Annotated in this window: 21 protein-coding genes; 12 read left to right on the top strand and 9 right to left on the bottom strand. The window is 73.5% G+C overall.

Annotation, left to right across the window (positions count from 1 at the left end; all coding sequences use genetic code 11):
* Positions 1-81 precede the first annotated feature (81 nt).
* Both P3T27_RS26160 and P3T27_RS26155 read right to left on the bottom strand, forming a co-directional pair.
* The gene (locus P3T27_RS26160; RefSeq protein ID WP_280682732.1) at positions 82-1011 is read right to left on the bottom strand and encodes a glutaminase; all 930 of its coding nucleotides are present in this window, start codon (positions 1009-1011) and stop codon (positions 82-84) included.
* A gap of 165 nt (positions 1012-1176) precedes the next feature.
* On the bottom strand, positions 1177-2076 hold the full coding sequence (locus P3T27_RS26155; protein ID WP_280682643.1) for a LysR family transcriptional regulator: 900 nt from the start codon (positions 2074-2076) through the stop codon (positions 1177-1179).
* Positions 2077-2148: 72 nt separating this feature from the next.
* On the opposite strand from P3T27_RS26155, the gene P3T27_RS26150 reads away from it, so the two are divergent.
* Positions 2149-2538, top strand: a complete 390-nt coding sequence (locus P3T27_RS26150) for a RidA family protein (protein ID WP_280682640.1) — start codon at positions 2149-2151, stop codon at positions 2536-2538.
* Positions 2539-2669: 131 nt separating this feature from the next.
* Here P3T27_RS26150 and P3T27_RS26145 read toward each other — a convergent pair whose 3' ends face one another.
* Positions 2670-3371, bottom strand: coding sequence for a DUF3152 domain-containing protein (locus tag P3T27_RS26145; RefSeq protein ID WP_280682638.1), 702 nt, complete (start codon positions 3369-3371; stop codon positions 2670-2672).
* A 452-nt stretch (positions 3372-3823) separates the two neighbouring features.
* On the opposite strand from P3T27_RS26145, the gene P3T27_RS26140 reads away from it, so the two are divergent.
* A complete protein-coding gene (locus P3T27_RS26140; RefSeq protein ID WP_280682636.1) occupies positions 3824-4039 on the top strand; it encodes a heavy-metal-associated domain-containing protein in 216 nt (71 codons plus the stop codon).
* Between the two features lie 106 nt (positions 4040-4145).
* Here the strand turns inward: P3T27_RS26140 and P3T27_RS26135 are convergent, their stop codons facing one another.
* Positions 4146-4688, bottom strand: a complete 543-nt coding sequence (locus P3T27_RS26135; protein ID WP_280682634.1) for a DinB family protein — start codon at positions 4686-4688, stop codon at positions 4146-4148.
* 99 nt (positions 4689-4787) lie between these two features.
* Between P3T27_RS26135 and P3T27_RS26130 the strand changes: the two genes are divergently transcribed.
* Both P3T27_RS26130 and P3T27_RS26125 read left to right on the top strand, forming a co-directional pair.
* Complete coding sequence (locus P3T27_RS26130; RefSeq protein WP_280682632.1) at positions 4788-5762, top strand: YafY family protein; 975 nt, start codon at positions 4788-4790, stop codon at positions 5760-5762.
* A 144-nt stretch (positions 5763-5906) separates the two neighbouring features.
* Positions 5907-6302 carry a hypothetical protein gene (locus P3T27_RS26125; RefSeq protein WP_280682630.1) on the top strand — a complete coding sequence of 132 codons (396 nt, stop codon included), beginning with the start codon at positions 5907-5909 and terminating at the stop codon, positions 6300-6302.
* Positions 6303-6322: 20 nt separating this feature from the next.
* Here the strand turns inward: P3T27_RS26125 and P3T27_RS26120 are convergent, their stop codons facing one another.
* Entirely contained in the window at positions 6323-7225 is a 903-nt protein-coding gene (locus P3T27_RS26120; RefSeq protein WP_280682628.1) for a LysR family transcriptional regulator, read from the bottom strand.
* 433 nt (positions 7226-7658) lie between these two features.
* Between P3T27_RS26120 and P3T27_RS26115 the strand changes: the two genes are divergently transcribed.
* Together P3T27_RS26115 and P3T27_RS26110 are read left to right on the top strand one after the other, a co-directional pair.
* Positions 7659-8261, top strand: coding sequence for a hypothetical protein (locus tag P3T27_RS26115; protein WP_280682627.1), 603 nt, complete (start codon positions 7659-7661; stop codon positions 8259-8261).
* A 188-nt stretch (positions 8262-8449) separates the two neighbouring features.
* A complete protein-coding gene (locus P3T27_RS26110; RefSeq protein WP_280682625.1) occupies positions 8450-8572 on the top strand; it encodes a hypothetical protein in 123 nt (40 codons plus the stop codon).
* 55 nt (positions 8573-8627) lie between these two features.
* Here the strand turns inward: P3T27_RS26110 and P3T27_RS26105 are convergent, their stop codons facing one another.
* Entirely contained in the window at positions 8628-10691 is a 2064-nt protein-coding gene (locus P3T27_RS26105; RefSeq protein ID WP_280682623.1) for a glycogen debranching N-terminal domain-containing protein, read from the bottom strand.
* A gap of 213 nt (positions 10692-10904) precedes the next feature.
* On the opposite strand from P3T27_RS26105, the gene P3T27_RS26100 reads away from it, so the two are divergent.
* The 5 genes from P3T27_RS26100 to P3T27_RS26080 all read left to right on the top strand — a co-directional run bounded on the left by P3T27_RS26100 (position 10905) and on the right by P3T27_RS26080 (position 17157).
* On the top strand, positions 10905-11939 hold the full coding sequence (locus P3T27_RS26100) for a LacI family DNA-binding transcriptional regulator (RefSeq protein WP_280682621.1): 1035 nt from the start codon (positions 10905-10907) through the stop codon (positions 11937-11939).
* Between the two features lie 153 nt (positions 11940-12092).
* A complete protein-coding gene (locus tag P3T27_RS26095; protein ID WP_280682620.1) occupies positions 12093-13343 on the top strand; it encodes an extracellular solute-binding protein in 1251 nt (416 codons plus the stop codon).
* Positions 13333-14457, top strand: coding sequence for a sugar ABC transporter permease (locus tag P3T27_RS26090; protein WP_280682618.1), 1125 nt, complete (start codon positions 13333-13335; stop codon positions 14455-14457). The genes P3T27_RS26095 and P3T27_RS26090 overlap by 11 nt, the downstream gene beginning before the upstream one ends.
* On the top strand, positions 14444-15337 hold the full coding sequence (locus P3T27_RS26085) for a carbohydrate ABC transporter permease (RefSeq protein ID WP_280682616.1): 894 nt from the start codon (positions 14444-14446) through the stop codon (positions 15335-15337). The genes P3T27_RS26090 and P3T27_RS26085 overlap by 14 nt, the downstream gene beginning before the upstream one ends.
* A 47-nt stretch (positions 15338-15384) precedes the next feature.
* Positions 15385-17157 carry a glycoside hydrolase family 15 protein gene (locus tag P3T27_RS26080; RefSeq protein WP_280682614.1) on the top strand — a complete coding sequence of 591 codons (1773 nt, stop codon included), beginning with the start codon at positions 15385-15387 and terminating at the stop codon, positions 17155-17157.
* Positions 17158-17216: 59 nt separating this feature from the next.
* Here the strand turns inward: P3T27_RS26080 and P3T27_RS26075 are convergent, their stop codons facing one another.
* The 3 genes from P3T27_RS26075 to P3T27_RS26065 all read right to left on the bottom strand — a co-directional run bounded on the left by P3T27_RS26075 (position 17217) and on the right by P3T27_RS26065 (position 20453).
* Positions 17217-18122: an immunity 49 family protein gene (locus P3T27_RS26075; RefSeq protein ID WP_280682613.1), complete on the bottom strand. Its 906-nt coding sequence runs from the start codon at positions 18120-18122 to the stop codon at positions 17217-17219.
* A 124-nt stretch (positions 18123-18246) separates the two neighbouring features.
* On the bottom strand, positions 18247-19035 hold the full coding sequence (locus P3T27_RS26070) for a maleylpyruvate isomerase family mycothiol-dependent enzyme (protein WP_280682611.1): 789 nt from the start codon (positions 19033-19035) through the stop codon (positions 18247-18249).
* A 62-nt stretch (positions 19036-19097) separates the two neighbouring features.
* Complete coding sequence (locus P3T27_RS26065; protein ID WP_280682609.1) at positions 19098-20453, bottom strand: aldehyde dehydrogenase family protein; 1356 nt, start codon at positions 20451-20453, stop codon at positions 19098-19100.
* A 119-nt stretch (positions 20454-20572) separates the two neighbouring features.
* On the opposite strand from P3T27_RS26065, the gene P3T27_RS26060 reads away from it, so the two are divergent.
* Entirely contained in the window at positions 20573-21022 is a 450-nt protein-coding gene (locus P3T27_RS26060) for a MarR family transcriptional regulator (protein ID WP_348534134.1), read from the top strand.
* Positions 21023-21026: the final 4 nt, after the last annotated feature.

Here is a 21026-nt window from a genome sequence, read left to right as displayed (position 1 = left end):
CCCAACGGTCGGATCAGCGCCACGAGTTGGACGGCGTCCGGTCGTCGGTTGCCGGCGTCCGGCGGGCGCGGAGCCGTCGGGTCAGAAGATCGAGCAGCCGGAGAGGGTGGTGAGGGTGTCCAGGGCGGTGACGGCCGCGACCGAGTTGCCGGCCTGGTCCAGGCGGGGGCCCCAGGCGCAGACCGCGGCCCGCCCGGGCAGTATGGCGAGGACGCCGCCGCCCACGCCGCTCTTGCCCGGCAGCCCGACCCGGAAGGCGAACTCGCCCGCCGCGTCGTAGGTGCCGCAGGTGAGCAGCACGGCGTTGACGCGCTTGGCCTCGCTGCGCGACATCAGCCGGGTGCCGTCGGCGCGCACCCCGTACCGGGCCAGGAAGGAGCCGGCGAGGACCAGGTCCCGGCAGCTGGCGGACACCGCGCAGTGCGCGTAGTAGTGGTCGAGGACGGTCTCGACCGGGTTCTCCAGGTTGCCGTGGCTGGCGATGAAGTGGGCCAGGGCGGCGTTGCGGTGGCCGTGGTCGGCCTCGGACGCGGCCACGACCGGATCGGTGTCGATCAGCGGGTTGCCGGACTCCCGGCGGAGGAACGCGCGGACGGCCCCGGCGGCGTCGCCCGTCATGGTCTGCAGGCGGTCGGTGACCACGAGGGCGCCGGCGTTGATGAACGGGTTGCGCGGGATGCCGTGCTCGCTCTCCAGCTGCACCAGCGAGTTGAAGGGGTTGCCGGACGGCTCCCGCCCCACCCCGCGCCAGACGGTGTCCCCGCCGTGGGCCATGGCCAGCGCCAGGGTGAAGAGCTTCGACACGCTCTGGACGGAGAACGGCCGCTCCCAGTCCCCGATTCCGTACAACTCGCCGTCGACGGTGGCCACCGCCATGCCGAACGCGTCCGGTTCCACCGTGGCGAGGGCCGGGATGTAGTCGGCGACGTGCCCCTGGCCGCTGGTCGCCCGCGCGGCCGCCGTGGCGGCGTCCAGCAGCAGCCGGTAGTCGAGGGTCTCTCCGGCGGGCATATCGTTCAACGCTGTTCCTCCATGAGCACGAGCTTCATCACGATCACGGCCGCGGCGCCGACCGTGACCTGGTCCGATGAGGATTATCCGTGCTCGCGCCGCCGGTGCTGGTCGCGCCCGGATTCGGGTGGGGGCGGGTCGGCGCGCGGCGTGACCGGGGACGTGTCATGACGGGTCGGGGTCGAAGGCCGTCAGCAGGTTGGCGACCAGGGGGTTCCGGTCGTTCCTGCGCCAGGCGACGGCGACCCGGGTGCGGGTGCCGCCGGGGGTGAGGCGGCGGAAGACGATGCCGTCGAGCCGGATGTGCCGGATGCTCGCCGGGGCGAGGGTGACGCCCAGGCCGGCTTTGACGAGGGCGCACATGGTCTGCCATTCGACGGCGTGCTGGGTGATGCGGGGGGCGAAGCCGGCGGCGGTGCACAGGCCGATGATCTGGTCGTGGAGCTGCGGGCCGACCCCGCGGGGGAGGAGGACGAAGGGGGAGTCGGCCAAGTCGGCGAGGTGGACGGTCCGTTGGGGGGCCAGGGGGTGGGCGGTCGGGAGCACCGCCACGAAGGGTTCGGTGAGGACCGTCCGGAAGTCGAGGGCGGGCTCGTCGACGGGAGGCTCCCGGAGCAGTCCGATGTCGATGGCCTGCTCGTGCAGGGCGGCCAGTTGCGGGGCGCTGGTCATCTCGTGGATGTCCAGGTGCACGTCGGGGTACCGGTGCCGGAAGGTCTGCAGCAGGCCGGGCAGGACGGTCAGGGCGAGGGAGGCGGCGAAGCCGATCCGCAGGCGGCCGGCCCGTCCGCTGCCGACGGCCCGGGCGGCGGCGAGTCCGGCGGTGAGGTCGGCGAGGGCCCGCTGGGCGGCGGGCAGCAGTTCGCGGCCGACCGGGGTGAGGGTGACGCCCGCCGGGGTGCGGTGGAACAGCGGGTGGCCGACCTTGTCCTCCAGCCGGCGGATCTGCTGGCTCAGCGGCGGCTGGGCGATGCCCAGGCGGGCGGCCGCGTCGCCGAAGTGGAGTTCCTCGGCGAGCACGAGGAAGGCGTACAGCTGCGGCAGGGGGAGTTCCGGTCGGTCCATACGCCCAGGGATATCAGGTCATGCCGTGGGGTGTATTGGACGTATGGCCGGCGCCTGCCTAGCGTTCGGCGCATGACAGAGCGACGTTCGATTCTCAGCGGTTCGACCTTCGAGGAGCAGATCGGCTACGCCCGCGCCGTGGTCGACGGCGACCGGGTGCACGTGTCCGGGACGACCGGGTTCGACTACACCACGATGACGATCTCCGAGGACGTGGTGGAGCAGGCCGAGCAGTGCCTGCGGAACATCGGGGCCGCGCTGGCGGAGGCGGGCTGCACCTTCGCGGACGTGGTGCGGGTGCGCTACCTGCTGCCGGAGCGGGCCGACTTCGAGCCGTGCTGGCCGGTCCTGCGGCGCTGCTTCGGCGAGGTCAGGCCGGCCGCGACGATGCTGGTGTGCGGCCTGGCCGACCCTCGGATGCGGATCGAGATCGAGGTCGATGCGCGCAGGAGCGACGGGTAGCGGGGTTGCCGATCGCCGGCCCACCCGGGCCAGCCGCAGGCGCACGTGGTCCCGCCGACCGCCGACCGCCGGCTTCCGGGTGCCGGCGGTCTGGTCGTGAAGTGGGCTGCGGTGGGGGCGGTGACCGTGCGTCAGGGGGCGGAGCTCGGCGCCTGGACGGGTGGGCCGGTGAGCAGGGTGCCGTCGTCGGAGTACGGCCAGCCGTTCGGCACGCAGCCGTGCAGGCCCTTGATCTGCTGCATCATCACCGGTGCCGGCGCGCCCGCGCCGGGGCAGTCGACGTGGCCGTACCCGAGGATGTGGCCGACCTCGTGGTTGACGGCGAGCGCGTGGTACAGCTCCGGCTTTCCGGCGTAGAACTCCGACAGCTCCGTCCAGCGCTTGAGGTTGATGACGACCTGGTGGCTCACGCCGCAGTTCACCCAGCCGCCGGTGTCCAGACCGTACTGGCCGCAGATCCGGTCGGTGGTCGCCGGGGTGGCCAGGTAGACGGTGAAGTCCACCGGGTCGGCGGGCATCCGCTGGAAGGACGCGGTGTTGCCGGCGGCCCAGCCGTGCTGGACGTTCCCGAGGATCGCGTCGACCTCGGCGGCGAACTGTCCGGGGCTCTCGGCGAGCCCGTTCTCCGCCCGCACCTTGTAGCGGTACAGGTGCTCGCCGGTGCCGAAGCGGGGCGAGCCGCCGGCGGCCGTGGTGAACTCCATCGGCTTCTGCCGGTCACCCGGGGCCCATGGGTGCCACCACACCAGGCCGGCGGTCACGGCGGCGACCACCACCAGGGCGAGGGCGCCGTGCCAGAGCCGCCGGCGCCGGGATCCGAGGAGGCTCTTCATCGGCCGCCCCCCCGTCGCGAGGCGGACCCTCGTCTCGGTGGCCCGGCCGGGTCGGGCGGACTCGCCGCGTATGGGGGAGTGGGGCGTCAGCGGGGACATGGCGGTGAACAGCTCCTGGACGGGGTGGGGCGGGGTCGAGTGGACGAAAGGCGCCACAGGGAGGAACGGGCGAAAGCGGGCCGCCAGTTCAGACGGCCGCCCGCCGTACCGCCGCGGCCGGTGCGGGTGATCAGGCCCGCGCCCCGGTGAGCCGGTCGGCGGCGCCCCAGTCGGGCGCGCGGCCCGGTCGGTTCCCGGAACCACTCGATGGTGCCATCCGTGCGGCGTGTCCGTGGGCCCCGGGGGTCGGTTCCGCTGCGGTGGTGCACGGTGATCACCGGCCGGGCTTGCCCGTGTCGTCCTACCTCGTCCCACTTCGTGTCAGCTCACCTCACGTCATCGGAGGCACCGCCATGTCCATCACCACCGTTCTCGCCGTCGACGGAATGAGCTGCGGCCACTGCGAGAAGACGGTCAGCGCCGGGTTGGCCGCCCTCCCCGGCGTCACCGGGGTCACCGCCGACGCGCCGACCGGCCGGGTCACGGTGGCCTCGGCGCAGCCGCTCGACGACGCCCTGGTCCGCGGCGCGGTCGACGGGGCGGGCTTCACCCTCGTCGACCGGCGCTGACCCGCGCCGGAACCGGCCACCGGGCCCGTCCGGCCCGGCTTGCCCGCCCGGTCTGCCGGGCCCGCTCCGCCCGCCCGGTCCGCGAACCGGGCGGGCCGGGCTGGGATCAGCCCATGCTCTTCGCGCCGTCCAGGGACTCCCGGATGATGTCGGCGTGGCCCGCGTGCTGGGCGGTCTCGGCGACGACGTGCATCAGCACGCGGCGGGCCGACCACTCGGCGTCGGCCTCGAACCACGGGGCCTTCGGCAGCGGCTGGGTGGCGCCCAGGTCGGGGAGGGCGGCGACCAGGTCGTCGGTGCGGCGGGCCACCTCGGCGTACTCGGCCAGGACGCCGGCGAGCGTCTCGCCGGGCAGCATGCGGAACTCGTCGGCGCGGCGGGCGAGGTCGGCCTCGGTCCAGGCGGTGAAGTCGGGCATCGCCGACGGGCCGTCCACGATGAAGTCCGCCCAGATCCGCTCGACCGAGGTCACGTGCTTGACCAGGCCGCCCAGGCACAGTGCGCTGGCGGTGGTCCGCAGGCCGGCCTGCTCGTCGGTGAGGTCGCGGGTGGTGAAGCGCAGGAAGTGCCGCTGCTTGGCCAGGGCCGTCAGCAGGTCGGCGCGCTCGCCGGTGGCGGTGTGGCTGTTCGGGGTCGTGGTGGCGGTCATGGTGCCGGCCCTTCGTTCGGTTCTTGCTCCTTCGGACAAGGTCCACGCTACGAGCCATTGCGGTCACTTTCCGGCCTGAATTCCGCGAGAATCGGAGTCATGGCGAACACCAGCACCCGGACGCTGCGACTGCTCTCCCTGCTCCAGACCCACCGCTACTGGCCGGGCGAGGAACTGGCCGACCGGCTCGGGGTCTCGATCCGCACCCTGCGCCGCGACATCGACCGGCTGCGCGAACTCGGCTACCCCGTCGAGGCGCAGCGCGGCGTCGACGGCGGCTACCAGCTCGCGGCGGGCGCGGCGCTGCCCCCGCTGGTGATCGACGACGAGGAGGCGGTGGCGCTCGCCGTGGGCCTCCAGGCCGCCGCGGAGAGTCCGGTGGAGGGCGTCGCCGAGGCCTCGGTGCGGGTGCTGGCCAAGGTGGCGCAGGTGATGCCGGCCCGGCTGCGGCGCCGGGTCGAGGCGCTGCGCGCGGTGACCGTACCCGTCGGCGAGGGCGCCGTCGCCGCCCCACCCGTCGATCCGGACCGGCTCACCGTGGTCGCGCTGGCCTGCCGGGACACCGAGCGGCTGCGCTTCTCCTACACCGCCGCCGACGGCCGGCGCGCCGAGCGGCACGTCGAACCGCACCGGCTGGTCTGCCTGTACCGCCGCTGGTACCTGGTCGCCTACGACCTCGACCGGCAGGACTGGCGCACCTTCCGGCTCGACCGGCTCAGCGCACCGCAGGGCAGCGGCGCCCGGTTCGGGCCCCGCGAGCTGCCCGCCGCCGACGCCGCCGAGTTCGTCCGGGCCGGGCTCAACGGTGTGCGCCGCCCCCACCGGGTGGCGGCGCTGGTGGATGCCCCGGCCGCGACCGTGCGGGAACGGGTCGGCCGGTGGGGCGCCGTCGAGGAGGTCGACGCCGGGCGCTGCCGGTTGGAGATGACCGCCGACTCCCTGGAGTGGCCCGCCATGGCGCTCGGCTCGCTCGGCGCGGAATTCCGCGTGCTCGGCCCGCCCGAACTGCTCGCCCTCGTCGAGGAGTGGGGCGAGCGGTTCGGGCGGGCGGCGAGGGGCGGGGTGGCGGAGTAGGACGTCGGACGGCCCGGGGCAGCGCGGGCCGGTGGCGAAGGCGTTCGCGGTGGACACCAGGATGCCCTCGCCCGCGAGGACGGCCGCGACCCGGTCGGGCCGCTGGTGCTCCGCCAGGCCGAGCCACACCAGGTACGAGGCCGGGTGCGCCGTCACGTCCAGACCGGCCAGCGCGGTACGGGCGATGCGCTGGCGGGCGGCGGCGTCCGAACGGCGGTGCCGCTCCAGGCGCGCGACCGTGCCGTCCGCGAGCCAGCCGGTGGCCAGCGCCGTGACCAGCCCGGGTGCGCCCCAGGCCGCTGCGCGCAGGCTGCGGGTCGCGGCCCGCAGCAGGCGCCCGGGCAGCACGACCGGGTCATCCGGCACGCGCCGACCGCGGTGGCCGCCTGCCTGCGGGCCGTCACCCGCGGCATCAACCTGCCGATCGACGAGGGCCTCGCCGTCGAGGCGGCCTGCTTCGCGGCCACCGTGCCCACGGACGGGGTACGGGCGGGGCTCCGGCGCTTCCTCGACCGGCCGGCTGAGGGCCCCGGAGTGTGACGGCAGCCCCCGGGTGAGGCTCAGTCCGCCCGGGGTCGCCCCGCGGAGTGTTCGGCGACGGTGTCGGCGAAGGCGCGGGCCAGCGGGGAGAGGGTGTCCCAGCGGCGGACGGCCCAGCCGGCCGTCAGGACGGGCAGTGCGGGCAGGGGCAGCAACCGCAGGCCGGGGTGGCCGGGGCCCTGCCACTGCGGCAGGGCGGGGACGACGGCGTGGCCGAGGCCGAGTTCGGCCAGGAGGATCGCGGTGTCCCAGTCCGCGACGCTGGTGTCGAAGACCGGCCGGATGCCCGACCTCCCCAGCCAGGAGTCGAGTTGGGAGCGGGACACCGAGTTCTGCGGCAGCCCGATGAGCCGGGTGTTCTGGAGGTCGGCGGGCTCGATGCGTTCCCTGGCCGCCAGGGGGTCGCCGGTGGCGACGGCGAGCACCCAGGGCAGCTCGACGACCGGGCGCTGCTCGATCCCGCGCACCGGGGCGCCGAGCGTGATCCAGGCCAGGTCCACCCGGCCGGCGGTGAGGGCCTCGAAGCAGCTGCGGCTGGAGACCTCGGTCTGGAACTCCAGGCTGACCTGCGGGAAGCGCCGGCGGTAGTCGACGACGGCGGCCGACATGAAGTGCCGGATGCTGGTGGCGCCGGTGGTGATCCGTACGGATCCGCCCTCGCCGCGGGCGAGTTCACCGATGCTGCGCAGCGCGTGGTCGATGCCGCCCAGACCGGTGGCGACGGCCGACTGGAGGAGGCGGCCGGCCTTGGTGGGTGCGACCCCCCGGGGATGGCGCTCGATCAGGGTGAGGCCCAGCTCCCGTTCGAGTCGCTTCACGTGCTGGCTGACCGCGGACTGCGTGCACGACAGGTCGCGGGCCACGGCGCTCAGTGAGCCGGCCCGGCAGACCGCGGCGAAGACGCGGAGGTCGTCGAGAGTCACGATGACCCAAGGTATCGCTTGGAGGTTCCCCAGCAAACCGGTGGATTGACTTGGGTGTTCGGCAGGATCGATCATCGTTGCAGGGCCCAGGGCGGCAACCCGTCCGTTGTCTTCGCCGCGTTCCGGACGCACAGGCGGGGACACGGCGGGTGCCGACCCGCACCGCCTGGCCGGTCGGCCGGGGTGCGGCGGACCACCTCCGGTCCGACGGCCCACTGCCGCCCCCACTGTGGTGGCCGCTCCCGCCCGTACCGGGCTGGGGCTGACCGGAGCGCGCTGCCAGGCCTGTCCGGCGGATCCTGCCGGGCCCAGGGCCTGGCGGCGTTGATCGGTTGTCTACTGCCCGCCGGTCTACTGCCGGTACCGCGACCGCGTCGCCGCTTCGGGCGGCCTCGCGCCGGACCACCGCCTCGCACCACGGAAGAAGACACACGTGATCGCCCTTGCCGTCCTCGGGTCGAATGCCAACGCCGTCCGCGCCGCGGGCAGACTCGCCGCAGTCGGCTACGCGGTCCGCACCTGGGGTGCCGGAGACAGCGGCCCCGCCGGCCACCGCCGCCTCGCCCACCCGACGCCCCGTGCGGCCGCCAGTGGGGCCCATGGGCTGCTGACCTGCATCGAGGAGCCCGACTACCTCCGCGAGGTGCTGACCCACCCCCGCACCGGCGCACTCGACACCATGGAGTTCGGCGCCTGGTGGCTCAACCTGGCCCCGGCCACCAGCGAGACCAACGAGGAACTCCGCCTGCTCGCCCGCGAGTTCTCCCTCGGCTACCGGCACACCCCGCTCCTCGGCGGCTACGGCCACCTGCTGGCGATCGGTCCCGCCGCCCATGACTACCGCGCCCGCGCCTTCTGCGACCCCATCCTCGGAGCCGTCGCGCCGCTGATCCGCCCCGACACGGCGGCCGCCCACCTCGCAGTGGCCGCACTCTCCAGGGCGCTCTCCACCGAATCCGTCCTCGGAGCGCTGGAACTGCAACTGGGCGACGTCGAGACCGCCGTACTGATGTCCGGCCGGAACCCGGCACCGTAGGGCCTGGGCAAGCAGAACAGCCCGCCGGCGGAGCCGGCGGGCTGTCGCGCGGGACCGAAGTCAGCGCGGCTTCTTGAAGCCCAGAGTCGTCGCGTCCTTCCGGGTGTAGATGGTGCCGTCCGTGTCCTTGCTGAAGTCGCCGACCTTGGCGGCCGTGCGAACGCCAGAGGATCGCCATCGCCCACCGGATGCCCACCATCGAAGCGGCGGACACCGTCGCCATGCTCTCGAACGGCACGGCCTCCGCCGCCGGAACGTACGCCGAACTCCTCCACACCCACCCGGGCTTCCAACAGCTGTGCGGGCACTGATGGATGCGGCAGGCCGCCACTGAGCAGTGGCGGCCTGCCGCGGGGCCGCCGGGTGTCAGGGGTTCGTGGTGACGGTGAAGCCCTCGGGCGCGTGGAGGGTGATGGCTCCGGTGTGGTCGATGGTGACCTCGATGGGCAGGCCCGCCACCGTCAGGCCGGTGATCTGCAGGGACTCGTACCCGGCCGGGGCCTGGGCGCGGACGCGCAGGCGGCGGTTGGGTGCGTCGGCCTCCAGGCCCAGCAGGGCCTGCAGGACCTGGACGGAGGCGGCGGCGGCCCAGGCCTGCGGGCGGCAGGACGCCGGGTAGGGGACGGGGCGGGCGTACTGGCTGCGGGGGTAGCCGGCGAACAGCTCGGGGAGGCGGTGGTCGAACGCCGCCGACGCCCGGACCAGGCCGGCCGCCAGCGGCGCGGCGGCGTCGTGCAGGCCGGCGCGGGCGAGGCCGTGGACGGCGATGGCGCTGTCGTGCGGCCAGACCGAACCGGTGTGGTAGCCGAGCGGGTTGAAGCCGGTGGCGTCGGCGTCCAGGGTGCGCAGGCCGAAGCCGCTGTCCATGCCGGGGGCGGTGAGCCGCCGGGCGACCAGGGCGCTCTCCGCCGGGTCGAGCAGGCCGGTGCCGAGGAGGTGGCCCATGTTGGAGGCCATCGAGTCGACCTTGCGCTTGTCCCCGTCGAGGGCGACCACCGGGTACGGGCCGTGCGCGTCCTCGGTCCAGAACCGGTCGCGGAAGCGCTGCCGCAGGTCCTCCGCCCACTGCCGCCAGCGGTCGGCGCCGGGCCGGCCGAAGGCGTCCAGCAGCGCGGCCGCCGCGACGGCCGCCTCGTAGGCGTAGGCCTGGACCTCGCTGAGCGCGATGGGGGCGTCGGCGATCCGGCCGTCGCGGAAGCGGATGCTGTCGGAGGAGTCCTTCCAGCCCTGGTTGGAGAGCCCCTTGCCGGAGCTGTCCACGTACTCCAGGAAGCCGTCGCCGTCCGCGTCGGCGTGGTCCGCGAGCCAGGCGAGGGCGGCCTCGGCGTGCGGCAGCAGCTCCTCGACCTGGTCCTCGGGCATGCCCCAGCGCCAGGCGTCGTGCAGCAGGGTGAGCCAGAGCGGGGTGGCGTCGGCCGTCCCGTAGTAGCAGGGCGGCAGTTGGGAGCCGGCGTCGAGGTGCTGTGCGTCGCGGCGGACCTCGTGGAGGATCTTGCCGGGCTGCTCCTCGGTGGCGGGGTCGACGGCGCGGCCCTGGCGGCGGGCCAGGGTGCGCAGCGTCCCGGCGGCGAGTTCGGTGCCGAGCGGGAGCATCATCCGGGCCGCCCAGAGGGAGTCGCGGCCGAACAGGGTGAGGAACCAGGGGGCCCCGGCGCCGAGGAAGTGGTCGGCGGGCCGCAGCGGGTCGGTGAGCAGGAGCCCGCGCAGGTCGTGGTGGGAGCGGGTGATCCAGTGCGCGAGGTGGTGGTCGCGGCCGGTGACCTCGGGGGTGCGCCAGGGGGCGGCGTCGGCGGGCGGCGCGGGGAAGAGGTCGCCGTCGCGGTGCTCGGCGGTGCATTCCAGGACGGCCTGCCAGCTTTCGCCGGGGGCGAGTTCGAGGTCGAAGCCCAGGGTGCCGGTGCCGCCGTCGGCGGTGAGGTGGTCGGGCGCCGGCCGGACGGTGAGGGCGGCGGCGAGCGGGCCGTCGTGCCAGCGCAGGCCGTTCCCGTCGGCGGTGGGCGGGACGGGCTCACCGGCACGGCCGGCCTTGACGGTGTCCATGGCGGCGAAGTCGCTCTCCGCGCGCAGCTCCAGGCGCAGGCGGGCGGTGCGGCCCCCGGCGTTGCGGACGGTGTAGCGCTCGACGAGGCGCCCGGGCCGCAGTTCCCGGCGGCGCTCCAGGGTGACGGCGGGGTCGGCGGTGAGCTCGGCCAGGCCGCGCAGCACGGTCACGAAGGAGGCCTGCCCGTCCTCGTCGTGCGTGGTGGCGACGGGGGCGTTGGGGAGCCCGGCGACGCAGGCCTCCAGGCGGGAGAGGATCCGGCGGTCGCCGTGGTAGAAGCCGTCCGCACCGCCGCCGATCCGCCCGTCCGGGCGCGAGGCGCAGAAGCTCGGGGCGGCCACGGAGAGCTGGGCGTCGTGCAGGAACGGCTGCAGGTCGATCGCTGACATGGGCTCGACATCCTCGTTTTGGGGCTTGACAGTTGCTTCCACTCGGGCGCAACCTTTCTGCCATTGGAGCGTTCCAAAAACATTAACCCCCCTGGTGGGGCCAATGGAACACCCATTTGGAACGCTCCAAGTTTTGGAGCGCTCCACCGGAAGCGCTCCGCGACGAACGCTCCACGCGAACCACCGATCGAGACCGACCCTGGGACCGCCGCCATGCCTGCAACTCCATCGACCACGCCGAAGGCGGGCGCCTCGGTGACCCTCGAAATGGTCGCCGCCCGCGCCGGCGTGGCCCGCCAGACGGTCTCCAACGCGATCAACTCCCCCGAGCTGCTCCGCCCGCAGACGCTGGAGCGGGTCCAGCGCGCGATCGACGAGCTCGGCTACCGGCCGCACCGCGCCGCGCAGGCGCTGCGCACCAGAGCCAGCAAGCTCATCGGCTACGGCATCCGCTCAAGTCAGGCGGGCGTCCCGACCCCGGTGCTCGACCAGTTCCTGCACTCGCTGTCCGAGGCCGCCGACCAGGCCGGCTACCGGGTGGTGCTGTTCGCCGTGACCCCGGGCGACGACGAGCTCACCGGCTACCAGCAGCTGCTGGACGAGCACGGCGCGGACGGCTTCGTCCTCAGCGGCACCGACCGCGGCGACCGCCGCCAGGGCTGGCTGCACGAGCGCGGCGTCCCGTTCGTCGCCTTCGGCCGGACCTGGTCCGGCCGGGACGTCGGCGACTGGGTCGACGTCGACGGCGCCGCCGGGACCTCCGCCGCCGTGCGCCACCTCGCCGCCCTGGGCCACCGGAAGATCGGCTTCCTCGGCTGGCCCAAGGGCTCCGGCGTCGGTGACGACCGCGCCCGCGGCTGGCAGAGCACCATGCGCGAGCTGGGCCTGCCCACCCGGGGCCGCCGGGTGGAGAGCCCGGACGACCCGGCCAGCGCCGCCGAGGCCGCCGAGCGGCTGCTCGCGGGCGGCGTGACCGCCGTCGTCGCGGCGAGCGACACCCTGGCGCTCGGCTGGTACCAGGCGCTGCGGCACGGCGGCCGCACCCCCGGCGCGGACGCGGCCGTCATCGGCTTCGACGACTCGCCGATCGCCCCCCTGCTCTTCCCCTCGCTGTCCAGCCTCGCCCAGCCGCTCGACGCGGTCGGCCGCGAGTGCATGCGCCTGCTCCTCAACCGGCTGAGCGACACCCGGCGCCCCACCGAGCACGTGCTGCTCGCCCCCGAACTGGTCCTACGCGAAAGCGTGTGACCCGCCGGCCGCGGGGCTGGTCCCGCGTGAACACGTGTGACCCGCCGTCCCCCCGAGCCGGTCCCGCGCCAAGGCGCGTGACCAGCCCCGCCCCGCCGGCCCCCGTCACCTCTCCTGAAAGCACCCCCACCCACCCTCGCAAGGAGATCCCGCATGGCCACCACTCGTACCCTCGCCGCGGCAGTCTGCGCGGCCGCCGTCCTCGGCGCCGCCACCGGCTGCTCCTCCTCCGGCGGCTTCGGTGACTCATCGGCCAAGCAGTCCTCCGGCGGCAACCAGAGCCTGACGGTGCTGATCGCCACCTCCGGCGACGCCGAGACGGCCGCGGTCAAGGCCGCCACCGCCGACTGGGCCAAGCAGACCGGCAACACCGTCACCGTGCAGATCGCCAGCGACATCAACCAGCAGCTCGGCCAGGCCCTGGCCGGCGGCAACCCGCCGGACCTCTTCTACGTCAACTCCGACCAGTTCGCGAACTACGCCAAGGGCGGCTCGCTGTACGCGTACGGCGACCAGATCCCCGACGCCTCGGACTTCTCCGAGCAGCTGCGCAAGGCCTTCACCTACAACGGCAAGCTCACCTGCCTGCCCAAGGACAGCTCCACCCTCGGCCTGGCGATCAACACCGCGCTCTGGCAGCAGGCCGGGCTCACCGAGGCCGACTACCCGACCACCTGGCAGCAGCTCTCCGACGCCGCCGCCAAGCTCACCAAGGACGGCGTGACCGGTCTGGTCACCGCCCCCGACTACCAGCGGCTCGGCGCCCTGATGAGGGAGGCGGGCGGCTGGATCACCAACCCCGAGCAGACCGCGATGACCGCCGACAGCCCGGCCAACAAGCAGGCCCTGGAGTACGTGCAGTCGATGATGAAGGCCGGCTCGGCCAAGTACGTCTCCGAGGTGGACACCGGCTGGGGCGGCGAGGCGCTCGGCAAGGGCAAGGCCGCGATGACCATCGAGGGCAACTGGCTCAAGGGCGCGATGGCCGCCGACTACCCGAGCGTCTCCTACAAGGTGCTCCCGCTGCCCGCCGGCCCGGCCGGCCCGGGCACCCTCGCGTTCAGCAACTGCTGGGGCGTCGCCGCCAAGAGCCAGCACCAGGCCGCCGGCGTCGACCTGGTCAAGCACCTGACGTCGGCCGACCAGCAGCTGGCCTTCGCCAAGGCCTTCGGCGTGATGCCCTCGCGCACCAGCGCGCTGGCCTCGTACGCCGAGAAGTACCCGGAGTCCAAGGGGTGGGTCGACGGCGTCGCCCACGCCCAGGCGCCGGTCACCATCGCGGGCTTCAACAAGGTGCTCACGCAGTTCAACACCGACCTGCAGTCGCTGCGGACCGGCGACCCGGCGACCATCCTGGGCACCCTCCAGCGCAACGGCGAGCAGGCCATAAAGAATGCCCAGTAAGAGCACGGGCAGCGCACCGCGCCGACGGGGCCTTCGTGAGGGGGCCTGGGGCTGGCTGTTCGTCAGCCCCATGGTCCTCGTCCTCGGCCTGTTCCTCGCGCTGCCGATCCTGATGGCGCTGTGGGTGAGCCTGCTGCACTGGGACGGCCAGTCCAACCCGTTCAGCGGCAGCGCGGACTTCGTCGGCCTGGACAACTACCGCAAGCTGTTCACCGAGGACGGGCTGGACCGCACGCTGTTCGCCACCTCGATGCGCAACACCCTGTACTACGTCGTGCTGGTCGTGCCGCTGCAGACGGGGTTGGCGCTCCTGCTCGCCATCATGGTCAACCAGCGGTTGCTGCGCGGCCGGGGCGCCCTGCGCACGGTCTTCTACTTCCCGTCCGTCACCAGCTCGGTCGCGATCTCGACGATCTTCCTCTTCCTGTTCCAGGGCAGCGGCGCCGTCAACCGGCTGCTGGGCTGGTTCGGGGTGAAGGGGCCGAACTGGTTCGCCGATCCGCGCGGCATCGTCTGGATCGTGCTGGGCTGGTTCGGGATCGACCAGCCCGCGCGGACCGGCGCGGCGGCGGGCCACGGCCCCCTGGGGCTGCCCTGGTCGGAGTGGTTCGCCGGCCCCTCGGTGGCGATGTGCACCCTCATCCTGATGGCCGTCTGGACGACCTCCGGCACCTTCATGCTGATCTTCCTCTCCGCCCTGCAGGACATCCCCCGCGAACTGGAGGAGGCCGCCGCGCTGGACGGCGTCAACCGCCGCCAACTGCTGCGCAACGTCACGCTGCCGGCGATCCGGCCGATCCTGTTCCTCGTCCTCACGCTGGGACTGATCTCCACCTGGCAGGTCTTCGACCAGGTCTACGTGATGGGCAAGGGCGCCCCCGGCAACACCACGCTCACGCCCGCCTACCTGTCCTACTCGGCCGGCTTCGACAACTCCGACTACGGGCAGGGCGCCGCCATCGCGTTCGTCCTGCTCGGCCTGATCCTGCTGCTCACAGCGGTGCAACGGTGGGTCCTGCGCGAGCGGGACGGCAGGCCGGGGCGGAGCCGCACGCCCGGTCGGGGCCCGAAGCCCGGCCGGATCCCGAAGGGAGCCCGCCGTGCGGAAGGCTGACCGGTCCACCCAGGAGAAGCCGGTCCTGGCCCGCTTCCCCGCACCCGTGCGGATCCTCGGCTACACGGCCCTGGTCGGGTTCGCGCTGCTCTACCTGCTGCCGTTCGTCCTGCAGTTGGCGACCAGCTTCAAGACCGACCCCGACGCGGCCGCCCACCCGATGTCGCTGCTCCCGGACGGCGGCACGCTCGCCGCGTACCGGCGGCTCTTCGGTTTCGCCGAGGGCGTCGAGAACGTCCCGTTCCTGCGCTGGCTGGGCAACAGCGTGGTGGTGACGGTCCTGGTCACCGCGGGCCGGGTGCTGCTGGACTCGATGGCCGGCTACGCCCTCGCCCGGCTCCGCTTCCCCGGCCGGGGCCTGCTGTTCGGCTTCGTGCTGGCGGTGCTGGCCGTGCCCGGCGTGGTGCTGCTGATCCCGAAGTTCCTGGTGCTGAAGAGCTTCGGCATGTTCGACACCTACAGCGGGATGATCCTGCCGCTGCTCGTCGACGCCGCCGGGATCTTCATCATGAAGCAGTTCTTCGAGTCGGTGCCGCGCGAGATCGAGGAGGCCGCCCGGATCGACGGGGCCGGCGTCCTGCGGATCTTCTGGTCCGTGGTCCTGCCGATGTCGCGCCCGTCGCTGATCACGCTCACCGTGCTCTCCTTCCAGGGCTCCTGGAACGAGTTCACCCACTTCCTGGTGTCCACCCAGTCCAGCGAGCACGACACCCTGACCACCGGTCTGGCGCACTTCGTCTCCGGTGGACTCGGCTCCGGGACGCAGTACCCGCTCAAGCTGACGGCGGCGCTGCTGTCCACCGTCCCCGTGGCGATCCTGTTCTTCTGCTTCCAGCGCCACTTCGTCCGCGGCGCCAACTCGGGCTCGCTCAAGGAGTGAGCCCGGCCCGCACGCCCGACCCCCTGCTGACCCTCTTGGAGAACCACGTGCCCGCCCGTATCGAGGACTACGCGCTGATCGGCGACATGCAGACCGCCGCCCTGGTCGGCAGGGACGGGGCGGTGGACTGGCTGTGCCTGCCCCGCTTCGACTCGCCGGCCGTGTTCGCCGGCCTGCTGGGGACGGACGAGCACGGCTTCTGGCGGATCGCCCCCGGTGTCGCCGCGCCCGCCCACCGGCGGCGCTACCGGGGCGACTCGCTGATCCTGGAACAGGAGTGGGACACCGCCGAGGGCACCGTGCGGGTCGTCGACTTCATGCCGCCGCGCGGCACGGCGGCCCCGCAGCTGATCCGCGTCGTCGAGGGCGTGACGGGCACCGTCCGGATGCGCTCGGCGGTGCGGATGCGCTTCTCGTACGGCCGCGTCGTGCCCTGGGTGCACAAGGTCGCGGACGGCGGGCGGACCCGCACCGTCGCCGTGGCCGGGCCCGACTCGGTCTGGCTGGACGGCGAGGCCGAGACCTACGGGCAGGACCTCACCACCTACGCCGACTTCACCGTCACCGCCGGCGAGCGGATCGCCTTCGCGCTGACCTGGCAGGCCTCCCACCTGGGCGCACCCGAGCAGCCGGACGCCGAGGAGGCGCTGGCCGCCACCGAGGGGTTCTGGCGGGACTGGGTCGCCCAGTGCACCTACCAGGGCCCCTACCGCGAGGCCGTGGTCCGCTCGCTGATCACCCTCAAGGGCCTCACCTACGCGCCCACCGGCGGCATCGTCGCCGCCCCCACCACCTCGCTGCCCGAGGACATCGGCGGCGTCCGGAACTGGGACTACCGCTACACCTGGCTGCGCGACGCCACCATCACCCTCTCCTCCCTCCTGCGCACCGGCTACCGGGACGAGGCCCGCGCCTGGCGCGAGTGGCTGCTGCGGGCCGTCGCCGGTGACCCGGAGAACCTGCAGATCATGTACGGCATCGCCGGCGAGCGGGAGTTGGTGGAGACCGAGCTGGACTGGCTGCCCGGCTACGAGGGCTCCCGGCCCGTCCGGATCGGCAACGGCGCGGCCGGGCAGCTCCAACTGGACGTCTACGGCGAGGTCGTCGAGGCCCTGCACCTGGCCCAGACCACCGGCCTGGCCCGCAACGACCACGCCCACCTGCTCCAACTGCGGCTCATCTCCTGGCTGGAGGAGCACTGGCGCGAGCCGGACGAGGGCATCTGGGAGGTCCGCGGCCCGCGCCGGCACTTCGTCCACTCCAAGGTGATGGCCTGGGTCGCCGTCGACCGGACGGTCAAGCTGCTGGAGCAGACGGCCTGCGAGGGCCCGCTGGAGCGCTGGCGAGCCCTGCGCGACGAGATCCACGAGGACGTCTGCACCCACGGCTACGACCCGGACCGCAACACCTTCACCCAGTCCTACGGCTCATCCGAGCTCGACGCCTCGCTGCTGCTCATCCCCCAGGTCGGCTTCCTGCCGCCGGACGACAAGCGCGTCATCGGCACCGTCGAGGCGATCCAGCGCGAACTGTCCACCGAGGACGGCTTCGTGCTGCGCTACCCCACCACCGGCGGGGTGGACGGCCTGCCGGGCGACGAGGGCGCGTTCCTGGCCTGCTCGTTCTGGCTGGCGGACGCCCTGGCGATGATCGGCCGGGGCGACGAGGCGCGCGAGCTGTTCGACCAGCTGCTGTCCATCCGCAACGACCTCGGGCTGCTGGCGGAGGAGTGGGACCCGCGGCTCAGGCGTCAGGTCGGCAACTTCCCGCAGGCCTTCAGCCACGTCCCGCTGATCGACACCGCCCTGCGGCTCGGCTGACGCGGCGGCGTCGGGGCCAGTGCAGTGGTCCCAGCCGGTCGGATCCGGCCGGGGAGCGGTCAGACCCCCCGGGGCTGTATGAGCGTCGCCGGAAGGTAGCCGGAGGAGACGCCCAGCTGCCAGCCGTGGGCCTGGACGGCCAGCGCGGCCAGGGCGATGGGCAGGACCGGGACGAGGCTTCGGGCGTAGGACGTCGGGGGCGTGCTCTCGCGGTGCCGGACGAGGCGGTCGGCCAGGGCCTGCTCGAAGGCGGCCTGGTCGTCGTCGAGCAGGACACGGAGCAGCTGCTGGTCCGGCGTCAGCCCGCCGACGGCGTCCAGGGCCTGGGCCGCGGCGGCGCGCTCCCCGGCGTCGGGCTTGCGCAGCGGGACCGGGCCGGGTGCGACCCAGGGCGAGATGGCCGTCGCCACGACGTAGAGGTAGGAACAGAGCGCGTCCATCTCGGCGAGGCTCGCCGGATCGGAGGTCGAGTCCAAGTCCGAGTACGGTAGGCCGTCGCGGACCGAGGGCCCGTAGTCGTCCTTCAGCAGTGGGCCGAGCATGCGGTCGCGGTCCCAGACCAGGCCGCTGATCACGCACATCGCGAAGGCGTCGACCCAGGTGGCGGCCGTGGGGGCGAAGTCCACGTCGCCCGCGAAGCGGGTCTCATCACTGGTCAGCGTCTCGCCGATGAACGGGAAGGGCACCTCGAAGTCGCCCTCGGGGAAGCAGCCGAGGGACAGGACGCCGAGTGCGCACTCGGCCGCCGTCTCCAGGATGATGCGGGCGCGGGCGCCGCCGAGCGGACGGTCCTCCAGGGTGAGCGCGCCGACGTGGTCGAGGAGTTCCTCGCCCATCTCCCGGATCGTCTTGATGGTCAGATGGCCGTAGTGGATCAGGTACCAGGAGTTGAGTGCCCGGTCCTGGATGCCGTCCAGCGCGTCGGTGATCCGCTGCTGCACGAGTTCGTGGCACGCCACGTCCATGACCTGATACCGCCTTTCCTTGATCGTCCACTGACGGAAAGCCACGCTACCAGCGACCACTGACAGTCGATCGTGCCTGCCGGGCGAGGGGCTGCGGCCGTGCGGCACCCCTCGCCCGGGCCGGTCAGAACGCCGAGTTGGCGAACCAGTGCGCGAGCAGTTCGTCGTCCCCGCGCACGTCGAGACGGGTGCAGGTGCGGTCGAGCCGGCCGTAGAGGAGCAGCAGCAGATCGGCGGCGCTCCCGCGGACGGTGGCGTCCGCGATCGGGTCCGCGGCGGCGCCGTCCGGGTCGAGCCCGAAGCCGTCGGGCCGCAGGCGGATCAGCCAGTCGCCGCCCCCGCTGCCGCCGTCGGAGGCGTTCGCGTCGGTGCGGGTGAAGCGGATGGTGCGGTCCGGGCCGCGCAGCTCGGCGGTCTTCGGGGCGAAGATCGCGGCGAAGGGCAGGTTGGTGAGGAACTCGTCGACCCCGTCGGCGGCGAGTTCCGGGTCGAACTCCGGGGTGCGCCCGAGCGCGAGCTCCGCGTCGGCGCGGTGCACCAGGGTCTCGAACAGCATCCGCCGCACCCAGAAGCGGGCGTGCTGGTCGGCGCCCCAGGCCCACATCGGGGCGTCGAGGTCGGTCTCCGCGAACGTGGCGCCGGCCTCGGCCGAGGCCTCCGCCAGCCAGGCGGGGTAGCCCTCCGGCCGGGCGGGCAGCCGCAGGTCGACCTCGCGGCTGCGGGGCGGCTGCTGGACCCGCTGCCGGAGCAGGACGGTGAACCAGCGCTGGACGCTGCCGGTGTGGCGGGCCAGGTCCTCCAGGGTCCAGTCGGGACAGCTGGGCACCGGGGTGGTCGGATCGGCGTCCTGCAGCGTGGTGACGAGGCGGGCGGTCTCCGCGGCGACGGCGGCGCCGTGGTCGATGGTGGTCATGGGTGTGCTCGCTAGGGTGTAGGGAGGTTCGGCTGGGGAGCGGGGTCAGGCGACGGGCGGGATCAGGCGAGGGGCTTGTCGACGACGGCCTTGGTGTGGCTGAAGGTCTCGATGGAGTACTCGCCGTGGTAGCGGCCCATGCCGCTCTCGCCGACGCCGCCGAACGGCAGCTCGGGCATGGCCAGATGGGAGACCGGCAGGCCGAAGGAGAGCGCGCCGGAGGAGGTCTCCTCGGTCAGCCGCCGCTTGGTCTGCGGGGACTCGGTGAAGGCGTAGAGGGCGAGCGGCTTGTCGCGCTCGTTGATGAAGGCGATCGCCGCGTCGAGGTCGGGCACGGCGACGACGGGCAGGACCGGGCCGAAGATCTCCGCCTGCATCACGGGGGCCTCGGGGGAGACGTCGGCGAGGACGGTCGGGGCGAGGTAGCGGCTCGCGCGGTCGTGGGTGCCGCCGGTGACGGTCCGGCCGTCGTCGAGCAGTGCGGTGAGCCGGTCGAAGTGGCGCTCGTTGACGATCCGTCCGTACTCGGGGGCGGTCGCCGGGTCCTCGCCGTACAACTCCCGGACGGCGTCGGCCAGTTGGGACTCCAGCGCCTTGGCGCTCGCACCGATGGCGAGGACGTAGTCGGGGGCGACGCAGGTCTGGCCGGCGTTGAGGAACTTGCCCTGGGCGATCCGCCGGGCGGTGACCGCCAGGTCGACGCCGGGTTCGACCACGACCGGGCTCTTGCCGCCGAGCTCCAGGGTGACCGGGGTGAGGTGCCGGGCGGCGGCCGCCATGACGATCCGGCCGACCGCGCCGTTGCCGGTGTAGAAGATGTGGTCGAAGCGCTGCTCCAGCAGCGCGGTGGTCTCCGGGACGGCGCCCTGGACCACCGCGACGGCCTCCGGGCCGAGGTAGCGCGGGAGCAGCCGGGCGATCGCGGCGGAGGTCGCGGGGGCGAGCTCGCTGGGCTTGAGCACGGCCGTGTTCCCGGCGGCCAGCGCGCCCACCAGCGGGGCCAGGGCGAGCTGGAGCGGGTAGTTCCACGGCGCGATGATCAGCACCACGCCGAGCGGGTCGCGCACCACCCGGGCCTCGGCCGGCCGGAAGACCTCGGGCACGGTGGCCGGCCTCGGCTGGAGCCACTGCTCCAGGTGGGCGACGGTGTGGTCGAGTTCGTTGAGGGTGAAGCCGATCTCGGTCCGGTAGGCCTCGGCGGTGCCCTTGCCGAGGTCCGCGCGCAGGGCCGCCAGGAACGCGTCCGACTGCTCGGTGAGCAGCGAGCGCAGGCCTGCCAGCTGGGCCCGGCGCCAGGCGAGCGGCCTGGTCCGGCCGGTGTCGAAGGCGGCGCGCAGCCGGGCGACGGTGACGGCGGCGGGTTCCTGGGCGGCTTCCGCGGCGGGTGTGGCGTCCGGAGCGGCGGGGGTGTGGGTCATGAGGGTCTCGGGGTCCTTCCGGGTGGCTTGAGGCCGTCGATGGTTTATGACCTCAAGCATTCTTGGACGGTAGACCTCAATGGTTGAGGATGTCAAGCAATGTGCCTATGCTCGATACCGTGCACCAGAACCCCCCGCCGGACCCGCCGGCCACGCCGATCGAGCTGATGGATCAGCTCGCCCGGGTGGCCGCGGCCTACTACCGCCACTTCGCCGCCGCCGCGGCGGGGCGCGGACTGACCCTGATGCAGGGCAAGACGCTCAGCCTGCTCACCCGGCCCCGTTCCATGCGCGCCCTCGCCGGGCTGCTCTCCTGCGACGCCTCCAACGTCACCGGCATCGTCGACCGGCTGGAGGGCCGCGACCTGGTCCGCCGCGAGCCCGACCCCGCCGACCGCCGGGTCAAGAACATCGCCCTGACCGACGAGGGCGAGCGGACCGTCCGGTCGATCCGCGCCGACCTGATGTCCGGCCTGACCGCCCTGGAGCAGCTCTCCGACCAGGACCGGACGACCCTGCGCGCGCTGCTGGACCGGGCCTTCCCCGACACGGCCGTCCCGCCGGCCTGACGCC

Origin of the sequence: Kitasatospora sp. MAA19, assembly GCF_029894125.1 — a bacterium.
In the GTDB taxonomy this organism is placed as follows: Bacteria; Actinomycetota; Actinomycetes; order Streptomycetales; family Streptomycetaceae; genus Kitasatospora.
This window is presented reverse-complemented; position numbering and strand designations above follow the sequence as displayed.